Genomic DNA, 14,208 nt, shown 5'->3' with positions numbered 1-14,208 from the left:
ACATATGAAAAGCCCGGCGCGAAACGATATCGCGCCGGGCTTTTTTGTGCCGGACGTCCGGCACTTTCACGATTGGCAATGTTTGGGCAAGTCCTGTTCTACCCGCCATCCGTCTTGCCCGCCGAAGACGAAAATGAAGAGGGAAAAATGATCAAGCCGCATCCGCAGAAAGGCCCGAACCGGCTGAAGCTTGGCGTATTCTCCGCCAATGCCGATGGCGGGCTGGCGATCACCGATGTGCCGGAACGCTGGGCCGCTGGCTGGCAGGACAATCTGACCGCCGCGCAGATCGCCGACCGCGCCGGGCTGGAATTTTTTCTGCCGATTGCCCGCTGGCGCGGCTTCGGCGGTAAGAACCGAGTGCGCGAGTGGTCGTTCGAGACCTTCACCTGGGCGGCGGCGCTGGCGGCGGCGACCGAGAAGATCGGCCTGTTTATGACGGTGCATGTGCCGCTGGTTCATCCGCTTTATGCCGCCAAGTCGCTGGCGACGGTCGATCATGTCAGCCAGGGGCGAGCCGGCCTCAACATTGTCTGCGGCTGGAACCCCAAGGAATTCGGCATGTTCGGCATTCCCCTGGTCGAGAAGGGCTACGACCAGGCGGCGGAATGGCTGGAGATCCTTGAAAAGGTCTACGCCTCCGACGATCCAGTCGACTATGCCGGCACCTATTACACGCTGAAGGAAGCCGTGAGCCGGCCGGCAAGTCTGCAGGCGCCGCGACCGGTGACGATGAACGCCGCTTTCGGCGGTCCGGGCCGCGATTTTGCGGCGGCGAGCTGCGACTATCTCTTCACCACCTTCACCGAGATCGCGGATGCCGGAAAACATGTCATCGATATCCGCGAAAGGGCGGAGAGAAAGGGCAGGGATGTCGGCGTCTACACCGTTTGCCACGTCGTCTGCCGCCAGACGCAGCAGGAGGCGGAGGACTATTACACCCGCTACGCCGTCACCATGGCCGACCACGCCGCCGTCGATCAGCATATGGCCGGCAAGAAGGAATTCTCGCAATCGCACGACCGCGATGCCTATGACCGATACCGCCAGCGCTTTGCCGGCGGCGCGGGCAGCTATCCTTTGATCGGCACGCCGGAAAAGATCGTCGAGGATATGATCGCCATATCCGCTGAGGGCTATGCCGGCATAGCTCTGTCCTTCGTCAACTATACGCAGGAACTGCCCTATTTTTGCGATCGGGTCATCCCGCTTCTGAAAAAGGCGGGACTTCGAGTCGAATGAAGGAAAGGCGTCAATCTATTTCAGACGACGCTATCATCGCATGCGTTAGGCGCGCTCCGCCCAGAGTTTTGCCAGTTCGACAAGCGTCTTGACGCCCTTCTCCATGTCTTGCCGGCTGACCCATTCGAGCGGCGAGTGAAAGGCATGGCCTCCGGCGAAGATGTTGGCGCAGGGCAGGCCCATGAACGACAGTCGCGAACCGTCGGTGCCGCCTCGGATGCTGCCGCGCACGGGCGTCATGCCAGCGCGCCGGACGGCCTCGATGGCGTTGTCGGCGATCTCCGGATGGCGGTCGAGGATGGTCTTCATGTTGCGGTACTGCTGCCTGACCTTGAAGGAATAGGTGGAGCCGGGATATTCCGCCATCACCTCCTTTACGGTCGCCTCGAGCATAGCCTCCTTGGCAGCGAGACCATCATCGTTGAAATCGCGAATGATAAAGCTGAGGGCTGCCTTTTCCATCGAACCGGTCACACCGGTTGGATGGACAAAACCATCCCTGCCGTCTGTCGTCTCCGGCGCCATGTCTTCCGGAAGCCGGCTAATGATCGCGCCGGCGATTTTGATGGCGTTCTCCATCTTACTCTTGGCAAAACCTGGGTGGATGGCAACGCCTTGAATGGTGATTTCGACGCCGTCGGCGGAAAAGGTTTCATCCTCGATATGGCCGGCCGTTTCGCCATCGACGGTGTAGGCGAACTCTGCGCCGAGCTTCGTCAGATCGACCTTGTCGACCCCACGTCCGATTTCCTCATCCGTCGTGAACAGAAGCTTGATCGTTCCGTGTTCGATCTCCGGATTGTCGACCAAAAACTGGGCGGCCGTCATGATTTCCGCAAGGCCAGCCTTATCATCGGCACCGAGCAGCGTCGTGCCGTCGGAGGTGATGATGTCGTTGCCGATCTGGTCGCGCAGAACCGGATTGTCGCTGACGCGAATGACCTGTTGCGGATCGCCCGGAAGCTGGATGTCGCCGCCACCATAGTTTCGCAGGATTTGCGGCTTGACATTGGTGCCGGTGAAATCGGGCGCCGTATCCATATGCGAACAGAAGCAGATGACCGGCACTGGCCTGTCGACATTGGACGGGACGGTTGCATAGACGTAACCGTGCTCATCGAGATGCGCATCGGAAAGGCCGATCGCCAGCAATTCCTCCACCAGGAGTCGGCCAAGATTCCTCTGTTTTTCCGTAGACGGCTGCGTCGATGACGTGGGATCCGATTGGGTGTCGATAACGACATAGCGAAGGAAGCGATCGATAACGGTATCAGTCATGAGTTCAGGTCCACGTATTCATCGACGATGGACAGCTATAGCCCTCGCGGACGCGGCCGTGAATGCATTTTCGTTTTGCCGAAGCGTTTTGTCGGTATAGCAAGAGATAACCTTAGCTGGTATAAAATACCACAAACACGCTAAGGGTGTGCCCATGCCACCGAGACCGCCGGCGGCACGCGTTGTCTGGGGCTGAAAATGCGTCAGCCAGGTAGTTGAGTAACCCACCAAAGACAATCATTTGCACGATGACCACGTTTTAAAAGTGTCCCATCATGCATCCGTAGTCGCACCCTATGCGTACCCTCCCTAGAGAAGATACGCACGGGGCGGAACTGGCAAATGAAGATACGCTTAGTCTATCGTGGTCAGCGTCACCGACGTACCTGTAGCGGCGACGTTGAGCCCGAGCTGGCCGGTTACACTGATTAGCTGCAGATGCACGGAGCCGGAGCTGCCACCGAGAAGAACGTTGGCACCAACGCCGGCACCAAGGGTCGCCTCCGCGGTAACGCCCGTATAAAGGCCGCTTAACGCACCATGATGATAGCCGGCTGTCGGAGCAAAAACGAGCCAGACAAGACGGCTGCGGGTGGTGAAGCCGAGATCGACGCCCAGTTTTCTGATCGCACCGCTATAATGGTCAATGCGCTCCTTTCCGACGGTCGAGCGGAAAACGCAGTCGGCCTCTTTTGCAGAGCCAAGCACATAGCCGACACCGCCGCCGACGTCGCACGTAAGATAGCCGATCTTTACCCCATTGCGCTCGTCCGGCTCCTGGTAGGTGGTTTGCAGGTCGGCCGCGCGTACCCCCGTCCCGCCGATGACGATTAATGCTGCTACTGAAAATGCCGTGGCGAGTAATTTATTCATCTTTCTCTCCTTGTCAGAGTATTCAGGGTGCAGGGCACCCGGTCGCCGAGCCGTTGAGTCGGCCCAAACTAACGTCCGTGATCGCAGAACGATCCCACGAAATTGAGGCGGCTATCGTCTTTCCACTCGTCCTAATATACAAGAGACGACAGCCCTCGACACTTCACGTTTTGCGATCAGCTTTTTCGCTCCGCGAGGTCCAGAAAATGGACCGGGCATGATCTCGGAAACATATCAGGATCGCGCTTTGTGGCGCGCTACGCTATTTCCATTCGTCGCAAAGGCGAAGACATCGACCGGTTCACCAAGACCCTTGAGTGGGAAGGCACCAAGGCTTTCCATTTCGATCTCACAGCCTGCCATATCGACGAAGGCCTTGGACAACAAGACGGGCCGTTTGACCTCCTTGGTCAATGTCTCCAGTCGCGAAGCGACATTGACGGCCGGCCCGATGACGGTGAAATCAAGGCGGGTACGCGAACCGATATTGCCATACATCACATCGCCGACATGCACGCCGACGCCGTAACGCAAGACCTCGCGGCCATTCCGACTATTTTCCTCATTCAACGCGCCGACCGCAGCCTCCGCCTCGCTGATCGCCTGAAGAAGGTTAGCGCAGGCCATGGGATCGCTCAGCGGAAAAATGGCCAGTAATCCATCCCCCATGAATTTGAGAATCTCGCCGCCATGTTTCTCGATCGGCTCCGACATCGCGTCGAAATAGCCGTTCAGAAGGTCGATCACGTCGTCGCGCGGCCACATGTCCGAAATCGTCGTGAAGTCGCGCAGGTCGCAGATGAGGATGGCCGCGCCGACGGTCGTGCCGCTGCCGCGGGTGGTAGCACCCGCAAGGATTTTCTCGCTGGCATGCGGCCCTACATAGGTGCGCAGAAGCGTCCGGGCCAGGATGTTCTTCAGCCGGATCTCGCTCACCAGCGTCAGGGCCGGCAGTAGGTCCTTCAGGAAGGTGACATGCTCTTCGGTAAAGCCGCCCGGTATGTCGGCGGCAAAGGTGACGATATGGCGCTTGCCGAGCGTATGGTAGATCGGCCAGGCGATATAGTCGGTCAATCCTTCGGCATGCATTTCCTCGTAGAGCGGATAGGCGGGCCGATCGGCCGTATCCAGCTTTTCGAGGTTCTGGCGAACCTCGGCGGCTCCATTGAAGATCTCGTTGATCGGGCTAGCCAGAAACTGCGGTGTCGTCTCCACCCCGTAGCTGAAGGTGCTGATGTTTGCCTCCTCCATCCCTATACGCCAGAGGATTCGTGCACCGAGCCATTGCGGATGAAGCGTTCTGAAATGCAACGTCGCCCGTGCGACCGGGATACCCGCTGCCCGCAGTCTCCCGCACAAGTCCACGAGGATATTGTCGATGAAGCGTTCGTCGCGGGTATCATGCATCAGCCAATCGAGGATATTACTCCGTCTTGCCGGCCATATACCCTGGCTCTCGACATGCGAGCGGGACGCCGCTTCCGATGACAATTGCATTACCCGTACCCCACAAATACCTGGTCTCTGTCGTCGCGCAACGATCCACGCCGAAGTGCGAATATACGCCGATTGTCATTTACCTGGAACGACAATCGGCTTCAGCCCATGATTTTATAAACCGAAGCGCGAACCTATACCGCGCCTCGTGCTACCTAGCCAAAGATAGATAGGTCGAATTCCGTATTCTTTAAACGTGAGGCGAACCGTCGCAGGCCGTCAAACGCATGGCAGACGATGAGCAATGTCCCCGGGTCACAAATCAATTGACAGGCGGCACATATCCTGGGCCGTCTGCAAAGGTGACTATACTCGTATGCTGCTCGTCGTTATCTCTGGTACAGATCCGCTCCCGCCGGCATCGCGGCGATTTGTAAGACCTTCTGAAGGAGACTGTTCATGAACCCGTCCGAAGCATCGCGCATCATTGCGGATGAGGCCAAGAACTGGCGTCGCGAGATACATCAATATCCGGAACTTCTATTCGATCTGCCACGCACGTCGGCGATGGTGGCGGAGAAGCTGAGGGCGTTCGGCTGCGACGAGGTAGTGACCGGGATGGCCAAGTCCGGGGTCGTGGCGGTGATCTCGGGCAATCGAGGCAATGGCAAGACGATCGCGCTTCGCTGCGACATGGACGCGCTGCCGATGTCCGAACAGACGAACCTGCCTTACGCCTCGAAGATACCAAACATGATGCATGCCTGCGGCCATGACGGTCACACCGCCATGCTCCTGGGTGCCGCCAAACGGTTTGCCGCCGATCGCAATTTTGCGGGCAAGATCGTTCTGATCTTCCAGCCGGCGGAAGAAGGCGGCGGCGGCGGGCGCGTGATGCTGGAGGAAGGTTTGCTCGATCGTTTCGGCATCGAGGAAGTCTATGGCATGCATAATCAGCCGGGCCTCGCCGTCGGCTCGTTCGCCATCCGCAGCGGCCCGATGATGGCTGCTGGGGACCGTTTCGTCATCACCATCCACGGGCGAGGTGGCCACGCGGCTTCGCCGCATCTTGCCCGCGACCCCGTGCTTGCCGCTTCGCATGTCATCGTCGCGCTCCAGTCGATCGCATCGCGCTTTACCGATCCGTTCGATCCCGTCGTCGTTTCCGTTACCTTCATCAGCGGCGGCGACCGGAAGGCGCTGAACGTCATCCCTCCCGCCGTCGAAATCGGCGGCACTGTCCGCACGATGCTGCCCGCGACACGCCGCGCCGTAGAGCAACGGTTTCGCGATGTGGTGACGGGGACGGCGAAGCTCCATGACACGCAGGCCGAAATCGATTGGCGTCCGGGATATCCGGTGACTGTCAACAATGCCGAGAAGACCGCGGTTGCGATCGCCGCCGCCAGAAGCGTCGTCGGCGCGGAGCGCGTCAACGGCAACTGGCCGATGACGATGGGTTCGGAAGACTTTTCCTATATGCTCGAAAAGCGGCCCGGCGCACTCATCTGGGTCGGCAATGGCGACAGCGCCGATCTGCATAATCCGGCTTATGACTTCAATGACAATGCCATCGCCTACGGCATCGACTACTGGGCCGCCCTGGTTGCGCAGCAATTGTCATAGCTGAACGGAGAAGGCATTCGTTCGCGGGTTTACCATTCGAGCGCCGCGGATTGACGCCTCGCAGGGCAAGGCCGCTTCATTTTCGGGCGGTCTCGATCCTGATCCAGTCCAGCTCCAACGTGTCCGAGGACGGTATATAGTCGCGGTATTGGCCGATCTTAAACTTGGTCATCGGCGGAGATAATGGATCAGGCTCATACCCGATCTTGCCGGTTACCCTGGCGATGAACCGGCCATCCTGGTGAATTTCGATGAAAGCGCTGCCGTCACGACCGGCCTGCACGCGATAACGCATCTCGACCCATTTCCCCGCCGGCGTCGACAGGATGGGATTGCGGCCATATTCCACCTTTAAATCGGGCGTACAGGCTTTGCCGTCGCTGTCCTCCGGCCGGATAGACTGGCAATAATGCGGCGTTCCGTTTTTCCAGGAGAGCTTGCTTCCCTTGGCTGGCGCCGAGGCGATCAAGCACCTGCACATATCGTCCTGAACCGTGACATGCAGGATGCCGTCATCATAGCGCTGGGCAAGAAACGGGCTTGGTGACCAGCCCGCAAACTCCTGCGCGTACTTGCTATTTATAGGCTCCTGTTTCCATTGCGCCGTTATCCAGCGAATGGAATCCTTATCGTTCAAAACCTCTTTCGGCATGCGGAAGCGGAAGGAATAGACGAGCGGCACATCGGACCTTCGAAAGAAGGTCTTTTGCAGGCGAAGCTCTTCACGCTGAATGCATTCGTCCTCCTGGTGAGCTGCCTTGGCCCGGCTCCAGGCGTTGTCGTCGCAATAGGGATCAGGTTGGTTCGCCGTCGGCGCCCACGTCGGCTTCACTTTCGCAAAGAAGTTCGTGCCGAGAAACTCCGGTCTGCTGACTTCGGTCATCAAGAAGTGTTGCGCAGTCAGGACCTCCTGCGGCGCCTTGCAAGCAGGTTCGCACTTCTTGCCGCCGAGTGAGGATTCGTTGACGGTAATCCCGGCTATGTAATCCCTCCTTTCGGCTGGATCGGCCGAGAATGTTACCGGTGTATTTTTGTTATCGATCTGGCAGGAACACCATTGGCTCTGATCTAGCGTCGGCGACCTGAAATCATTGTAGAGAAGCTCGGCTGCCGACGCGCTGGATGTGACCGCGACAAAAATCAAAAGAAACATAGTAGCAGGCGTCAAACGCCACATCTTCGTCTCCCAATAGGCGCGCATCGCACCCTGGAAGAACGTTTAAACATAGAATCTCGTGGATTGAAATCCAGCGAAAAGGACGAGGACCCTGTCCTTCGCGTTGCATCGCCGTCGTGTTGCCTGGCGTTTCAATCTGTCGCCAAATGACTGGAATTGTCAGGATGCAGGTTACTGAAAATAACGGTAGGAGGGATCATGTCCATAGAGTTGCTGCCGGGGTCTCCCGCTCCAAAACCTAGCCATTTTCTCGTACGTGGGGCACATTCGGTGGCAGCGTTTCGGTGAGCGAGCATAGAAGTGTGCATAACCTCGCACTTTGAGCGTTGATCGCGAGCGTGGGGATTCTCTTGCTGGGGCAAATCATGATTCGATTCTGTCATGACGAAACGGCTCCCCTCCCCCGAGCATGCCGACACGCTTTCGCTAAAGGCGTTGCGCAGTTTGGTGACGGGTCTGCTGGAGCGGTCGCAGCAGGCAGAAGCCAGACTTGAGAAGCTTGAGGCCGAGACCATCCAGCTTCGCGAGGAAAATGCGGCCCTTCGGCTCGATAACACCCGCCTGAAACTCGACAACCAGCTGCTGCGCGACGAGATCGCCCGGTTGAAGAACCTGCCGCCGCGCCCGCCGTTTCGCTCCTCCGGTATGGACAAGGCGACGGATGCCAAATCCGATGACAAAGCCCAGACAAAGAAGAAGCCACGCGGCGCAAAATTGGATGTGAAACGGGTGAGCCGGCAGGAAATCCTGCGCATCAATGCCCCGGCCGGCTCACGCTTCAAGGGGTACAAAAGCGTCTATGTTCGCGACCTGGTGCTCAAGGCCGAACTCGTGCATTACCGTCGCGAATGCTGGGTGACGCCGGATGGAAAGACGGTGCTGGCACCCTTGCCGGCGGGGATCATCGGCGGCTATGGCACCAACCTCAGGCGGCTGTGCCTGATGTTGCATGCACAAGGACAGGTAACGACCGCGCGTCTGACGACATTGCTCAATGACATTGGTCTCGACATCTCAAAACGCCAGATCGTCCGGCTTTTGACCCAGCAGCTGGATGGCTTTGTTGCCGAGGACGCGGCGGTGCTGCATGCCGGTTTAGTGTCGTCGTCTTATGTGACGGTTGACGACACCGGCGCCCGGCATTCCCATAATAACTGTTACGCCACACACATCGGCGGCCCGAATTTTACTGTCTTTCGCACCACAAAATCGAAGTCTCGCCTGAATTTCCTGTCGCTGCTGCGCGGCAATTACCAAGACTACGTGCTCAACGATGCCGCATTCGACTATCTGAAAGAGCGCCGTGGCGAGCCAGTCGTGTCCGCTGGACTTCGCACTTTTGAACCACAACGCTTCTGCAACCAGGTGCCGTTCATGGCGCATCTGGCCGACAAGGGTGTCGATATCTTCGATCGGCAGGAGATCGGCACGCTTGCTGAAGCCGCGCTTTGGGGTTCTATCCGCCATCATGGCCTGGTGGGAAACATGGTAATCGTGTCCGACGATGCCGGCCAGTTCCGCGTCGGCAATCACGCGCTGTGTTGGGTCCACGCCGAACGCCTTCTGCAAAAGCTTATGCCGGCCACTGCCAAGGAGGAGCGATCCGTCGCACTTATTCGCGATCTCGTCTGGCGCTTTTACAAGGCGCTGAAGGCCTGGAAGCAGAGGCCCTCACCGCATGCTGCTCCAGCCTTCCGACGACGGTTCGACCGGATCTTCGCCCTGCGCACCGGTTATGAGGCACTCGATAAGCTGCTTGAGCGGCTGCGTCGAAGGAAGAACGAGCTACTCAAGGTGCTCGAGCATCCCGAGATTCCGCTGCACACCAATGCATCCGAAAATGATCTGCGGAGTTTTGTCACGAAGCGAAAGATCTCCGGCGGCACGATGAGCCGCGATGGCCGTGTTGCGCGCGACGTCATGCTCGGCCTTATGAAGACCTGCCAGAAACTTGGGCTGTCCTTTTACCACTATCTCGGTGACCGGCTTGGTATCGGCAACGTCGGCCAACCGGTTCCGCCCCTGTCGGCGATCATTCTCGCTCGGGCTTGAACACCCGAGGCCGCTTCGGCTCGGCTGCGCCACCACCGTTGCCCAATGAACCGGCACCGCCACCAAATCTGCCCCACGTACCCCATTTTCTCCTTTTGCGGATGCAAATTATCCTATGTCTAAATGGCTGTTAAATCTAAGCTAAGCTGCCAAACGGAAGTAATTTCGGCTTTAACTTCCGTCACTCCCTATACCCTTTGGAAGGGCTCAATTTCGATCAAAAGAGTGTCTGGGAGGGGATAATCCGTCGCAGGCAAAACTGCTGAATGCGGATCGATTTGACGAGTAGGAGGTTACTACAATAACGCCGGAACGCAAAGTGAAATAGGTGACATGATTGATCTTTTGGCGCCCGCGTCGTCTCCAACAGGATCCTAACGACGGTCGCTGGAAATTTTCCTCCGAGAGCTCGCAGTTGTTCACGTAGGCATCCTTCCCATGTTCAAGTTCCGGCTCTTTTCTTGAGACAAAGTGTACGGGGTCTCGGCCTAAAGCTTGAGCAAGCGTACAAACTCGAGATCGTTCGCAAGGATCTTGTTCAACACCATTTCCCCCGGTCTTGCGCAGGGGACATGTTTCATGCCGCATCTCGTCCTGGCAGCCTGTGTGACCGCGCCAAAGCCATCAACATTGGACCAATAGCGAATTCACCACATTGCGCTCTTCGCGTCAGATTGCGCAGATAACCTCCTGCCGAATTGATATGCTCTGCCCTCTGCAGCATGCAGGCGATGACGGTTGCTGCATTTTCAGGTCCCATGACGTTGCAAGCGTCCTGGTAAGCGGATGGGCTGATGCCCAACATGGTACGAATGACGATTGCCGCCGTCATGAGGTCTCGCCAGCTCTCGACCTTACCGGCGTGGCCGTATGATGCGACTTCAGGGCAAGCCTGGATCACAAGATCAAGCGGGAAAGACTTCAGCGGCTGAATAGAAGGATTACTTGGTCTTTGGGCTGTGGCCACTCGATATACGTTGCCTGTGGGTATGGAAAGGTGATGCGAACTCTCCTGGCTGTCGCACGCACCAACGGTGTCGTCCTGGGTTGCGTCTCGAGCTGGTTGCGTGCTGGAGGCCGGTTCAGATTCAAGAATGTTTTTTAAATCTGTATTCTGTATATGGCGCTCAGTTTGGGATTCGGTGGCGCTTTGTTTTTGTGTTTCTAGCTGCTTTTCCAATCGGATAAGGATTTCACCCCGCAGCATCTCCAGCTCGTCGAGCACTCCGCTTAAGTCGCCGACATGCGGCGCGCGCGGGATGGCTGCGAGGATCGACTGGAATGTCTTTTGGATCATCATCCAGTCGCCCGGGGCTTGTTCCTGCAGGGCGATCTCGATCAGCTTTGCGATGTCACGGCGGCAAATCGACAGACGTTCCTTGGTGACGCGCAGGCGCTGGCGATCGGCGACGATCCTTGCCGCATGGGCAAAGATTTCATCGGCGCGGGCGATGAGAGACGCCACGCTGAAGCCGAAGGCCTCGTCGATTTCGCCTTTCCGGTCCCGCCTTGCATAGCGTTTGCCGTTCGGGCTGTCTTTGCGGATCAGCAGACCTGCCGCCACCAGAGCAGCGAGATGGCGTCTCAATGTCGCCGGAGCAATGCCATGCGCCCGCAACGACAATTGCGCATTGGACGGAAAAACCACCAGGCCGTTTTCCTCCGACAAGGCATTTTCCGGATAAAAGCTCAAGAGTGCGTTCAATACGGCAAGGGCGCGGTCGGAAATTCCGAAAACGCTTCTGGCCTCGCAGAGAGCGCGAAACAGCTTCCACTTGTCGACGGATTTCCCGGGTTCGATATCCTTGGCGTCATACTGATTTGACAACATGCCAAGCGTCATCGACCGCCGCCCAAACGGCGTCGTTATGAAATTCGAATTGTGCATATCTTCGCCTCTGATCTCAGGCAAAGCGAATACGGCCACCGAAACGACTTCGATGCATTGACAACTGATTCGGGGGGAGCTATTGATATCTTCGCTACAAGAATGCAAAGGCTCTCGAATGGTTCGCCGTTTGGGGGCCTTTTCTTTTTGCCGTCGCTTACCTTTCTCTCTTCGTTTCAATCATGGTTTCTCGGTGTTTGACCGAGCGATTTCCGCTGATTAGCGGATACCAAACAGATCGAAGGTCGCGGCAAAAGAGCAATGATATCTTCGCTACAAGAATACAAAGGCTCTCGAATGGCTCGCCGTGAGGGCTTCATCCGTTGATAAGTTTATTCCAAATCCGCGCGGGGGCGCGGCGATAAAACCCTGTCAGTTGACAGGGTTTATGAATCATCCTGTTTATCTGCGGCATCGAACTTCGCGATCAGCGCCGGTATTTCGCCTTCTAGGAAGGCTGCAAATCGGACACCTCGGTCGGTCTCTGGCACAAGCTTCAGTTCTTTCTTAGAAATCTGAAGCCTCGCCAGGGATTTGCCGCGTCCATCACGAATATCTCGACCGGGCAGGCGGGCCGCAGGAGTTTTCAACATTCCCATGGCCTGACTGAACCGCTCATTCGACATCAAGCGCAAAACCCTGTCAGATGACAGGGTCTCTCTGATCGCCCTAAGTGCATCAGGTTTCGCTTTTAACGATCCGCCGAATTCGACCCATCGCGGGCGCCCAATTTTAGGCGCCCTGCCAATGGCCTCGATGACGTCGAGAGGGACGACGCGATAGACGGAACGCATACGTGCAAGCTCTGCGTCGTCGATCCCAAGCGCTGCATAAATATCTCTCGGGCGGATGCCGGCTTCGTCCATACGCCATGCAAACAGCGCCCGTTCGATCCAGCTCAAATCCTGACGCGCAGCATTCTCGATCCCCTGAACGACAACAAGATCACGATCAGACATGTCCAAGGTCAACGCCTTGATGGGGCGCTGAAGCTCACGGGCGGCGCGCAGGCGGCGATGGCCGTAGATCACCTGATATCGGCCTGCCAACGTCGGATGAAGGCGGACCTGGATGGGGATCTTCTGCCCATCTTCCTCGATGCTCTTCTTGAACTCCGCAAAAGACTCGTCGTTGTCGTCAGGAAGCCGGTCAGGAAAGGGCGACGGATCGATCAGATCGGTGTCGATTTCGGTCGAGCCGCCGGAGCCCGCCTCCAGCATGGCAAGAAGCCGGTCGCGCTCGTCCCTGATGTCACTGATCGCCTTATGGGTCGCGCCAATGACGCCGGCGCCCACACGGACAGGCGCCGAAGCGGACACCTGCTGCTCAACGCTGTTCTTCGTATCGGCATTGATATCGGCTGCCAGCAATCCGAAGCTTGCGGCAAGCGATGATCTTTTTGGGGACTTCGTCATCGCCTCCCCCAACTGCTTTTGATCAAATCCAGGATGGCATCGTTTACGGCATCCATTGCATCGCGGGCACGGCGATGGGTATCGCGGCCGACCTGACCCATCTCCAATTCGTACAGGCTGCGCTTGGCAAGACCTGCGGCCTCGACTGCCGTGCTTTCGATCGCCGTCGGCAAGATGACGTCATCGCCAAAAAGATGGCGAAGCATGGCCACCACCTGCGACTGCGGCTGATCGTTCGGATCGTGGCGGGTGATGAGATAGCGAAAAAAATCCTGCTTCAACACGGCACCGCTCTCGCCCAAAACCTGGATGAGATCTCCCATCATCAACAGGAACTGGCTCATCGACGAGACGTCCAGCATTGCCGGGTGGACAGTTACAATCATCCCCGTCGAAGCGTGAATGGCGCCAAGCGTCAGGAAGCCGAGAGACGGCGGAGTGTCCAAGATCACCACATCGTAACGATGTCTGACTTCGTCCAATGCGAGCTTCAGCCGTTCGAAAAACATCCCCTCGCGACTGCCCAATCGCTGCGCCAGAATGCGAGGCGTCTCATGCTCGTATTCCATAACCTCGAGATTGCTCGGAATGAGATCGATGCCATCAAAGTAGGTTCGATGGATGATCTCTTTCATCGGCCGGCGTTCGTCGTCATACCGCAAAGCGGCATAGATAGTCTCGTTGGCTTGCACGTCGATCTCGGGCTGGAAACCGAACATCGCAGAAAGCGAGGCCTGCGGGTCGAGATCGATCGCCAGAACACGATAGCCGTGGAGCGCGAGATATTGTGCAAGGTGGACGCTGGTTGTCGTCTTGGCGCTGCCGCCTTTGAAGTTTGCGACCGCGAGCACCTGAAGATGCTCCCTGCCCTGCCGATAAGGAAGAAACCGCAATGCGTCCGAAGGCTTCTGCTCGGCAAACATGGCACGCAACTGATTGATCTGCTGCAGCGTATAGGCGCGATGGTTATTCTCTAGCCGGCTAGGAACCGGGCCGCGGCCCTCATTGGACAGCAGCTTCAGGGTCGAGTCGGGAATGGAGGTCAATTTTGAGACCTCATTCGTCATGAAATATCGCAGGCTCTTTTCCGCCTTCGGCGGATACATGCGGGTTCGCAGAGCCTGGAGCTGGTTCGAAAGCATGCCAGCATGCCGGACGATCTTCGTCGCAGCATCCTCGGAAAAAGCATTCTCCTGCTCGATTTGTTCTGTTAGCGCCAT

At 57.5% G+C, this 14,208-nt stretch carries 10 protein-coding genes; 3 read left to right on the top strand and 7 right to left on the bottom strand.

The features are described 5' to 3' along the window. Window positions 1–147 precede the first annotated feature (147 nt). On the top strand, window positions 148–1,242 hold the full coding sequence (locus QA648_RS19365) for an LLM class flavin-dependent oxidoreductase (RefSeq protein WP_283053006.1): 1,095 nt from the start codon (window positions 148–150) through the stop codon (window positions 1,240–1,242). A gap of 45 nt (window positions 1,243–1,287) precedes the next feature. On the opposite strand, the gene pepT is transcribed toward QA648_RS19365, so the two are convergent. From pepT to QA648_RS19350, 3 genes are all read right to left on the bottom strand, one after another. Then, window positions 1,288–2,520, bottom strand: coding sequence for a peptidase T (gene pepT, locus QA648_RS19360; RefSeq protein ID WP_104825959.1), 1,233 nt, complete (start codon window positions 2,518–2,520; stop codon window positions 1,288–1,290). 354 nt (window positions 2,521–2,874) lie between these two features. After that, window positions 2,875–3,393 carry a DUF992 domain-containing protein gene (locus QA648_RS19355; RefSeq protein WP_104825958.1) on the bottom strand — a complete coding sequence of 173 codons (519 nt, stop codon included), beginning with the start codon at window positions 3,391–3,393 and terminating at the stop codon, window positions 2,875–2,877. A gap of 234 nt (window positions 3,394–3,627) precedes the next feature. Continuing rightward, on the bottom strand, window positions 3,628–4,890 hold the full coding sequence (locus QA648_RS19350; protein WP_104825957.1) for an adenylate/guanylate cyclase domain-containing protein: 1,263 nt from the start codon (window positions 4,888–4,890) through the stop codon (window positions 3,628–3,630). A 399-nt stretch (window positions 4,891–5,289) separates the two neighbouring features. Between QA648_RS19350 and QA648_RS19345 the strand changes: the two genes are divergently transcribed. Next, window positions 5,290–6,456 carry a M20 aminoacylase family protein gene (locus tag QA648_RS19345; protein WP_283053004.1) on the top strand — a complete coding sequence of 389 codons (1,167 nt, stop codon included), beginning with the start codon at window positions 5,290–5,292 and terminating at the stop codon, window positions 6,454–6,456. Between the two features lie 76 nt (window positions 6,457–6,532). On the opposite strand, the gene QA648_RS19340 is transcribed toward QA648_RS19345, so the two are convergent. Further along, on the bottom strand, window positions 6,533–7,633 hold the full coding sequence (locus QA648_RS19340; protein WP_283053003.1) for a heparin lyase I family protein: 1,101 nt from the start codon (window positions 7,631–7,633) through the stop codon (window positions 6,533–6,535). 381 nt (window positions 7,634–8,014) lie between these two features. Between QA648_RS19340 and QA648_RS19335 the strand changes: the two genes are divergently transcribed. Then, window positions 8,015–9,685, top strand: a complete 1,671-nt coding sequence (locus QA648_RS19335; protein ID WP_283053001.1) for a transposase — start codon at window positions 8,015–8,017, stop codon at window positions 9,683–9,685. A 577-nt stretch (window positions 9,686–10,262) separates the two neighbouring features. Here QA648_RS19335 and repC read toward each other — a convergent pair. From repC to repA, 3 genes are all read right to left on the bottom strand, one after another. After that, window positions 10,263–11,573 carry a plasmid replication protein RepC gene (repC, locus tag QA648_RS19330; protein ID WP_283054323.1) on the bottom strand — a complete coding sequence of 437 codons (1,311 nt, stop codon included), beginning with the start codon at window positions 11,571–11,573 and terminating at the stop codon, window positions 10,263–10,265. A gap of 386 nt (window positions 11,574–11,959) precedes the next feature. Next, window positions 11,960–12,868, bottom strand: a complete 909-nt coding sequence (gene repB / locus QA648_RS19325) for a plasmid partitioning protein RepB (RefSeq protein WP_349254311.1) — start codon at window positions 12,866–12,868, stop codon at window positions 11,960–11,962. 116 nt (window positions 12,869–12,984) lie between these two features. Next, window positions 12,985–14,208, bottom strand: coding sequence for a plasmid partitioning protein RepA (gene repA / locus QA648_RS19320; protein ID WP_104827806.1), 1,224 nt, complete (start codon window positions 14,206–14,208; stop codon window positions 12,985–12,987).

It is taken from the genome of Rhizobium sp. CB3171 (assembly GCF_029714265.1).
Classification (GTDB): domain Bacteria; phylum Pseudomonadota; class Alphaproteobacteria; order Rhizobiales; family Rhizobiaceae; genus Rhizobium.
The sequence above is the reverse complement of the archived record's forward strand: the minus strand, read 5'-3'. Positions and strand labels throughout refer to the sequence as shown.

What these genes read in the sequence shown, in the direction of transcription:
- QA648_RS19335 (WP_283053001.1), top strand. Translation starts at nt 8,015, where the DNA reads ATGACGAAACGGCTCCCCTCCCCCGAGCATGCCGACACGCTTTCGCTA.
- QA648_RS19355 (WP_104825958.1), bottom strand. Translation starts at nt 3,393, where the DNA reads ATGAATAAATTACTCGCCACGGCATTTTCAGTAGCAGCATTAATCGTC.
- QA648_RS19365 (WP_283053006.1), top strand. Translation starts at nt 148, where the DNA reads ATGATCAAGCCGCATCCGCAGAAAGGCCCGAACCGGCTGAAGCTTGGC.
- QA648_RS19350 (WP_104825957.1), bottom strand. Translation starts at nt 4,890, where the DNA reads ATGCAATTGTCATCGGAAGCGGCGTCCCGCTCGCATGTCGAGAGCCAG.
- QA648_RS19340 (WP_283053003.1), bottom strand. Translation starts at nt 7,633, where the DNA reads ATGTGGCGTTTGACGCCTGCTACTATGTTTCTTTTGATTTTTGTCGCG.
- repC (WP_283054323.1), bottom strand. Translation starts at nt 11,573, where the DNA reads ATGCACAATTCGAATTTCATAACGACGCCGTTTGGGCGGCGGTCGATG.
- pepT (WP_104825959.1), bottom strand. Translation starts at nt 2,520, where the DNA reads ATGACTGATACCGTTATCGATCGCTTCCTTCGCTATGTCGTTATCGAC.
- QA648_RS19345 (WP_283053004.1), top strand. Translation starts at nt 5,290, where the DNA reads ATGAACCCGTCCGAAGCATCGCGCATCATTGCGGATGAGGCCAAGAAC.
- repA (WP_104827806.1), bottom strand. Translation starts at nt 14,208, where the DNA reads ATGGCGCTAACAGAACAAATCGAGCAGGAGAATGCTTTTTCCGAGGAT.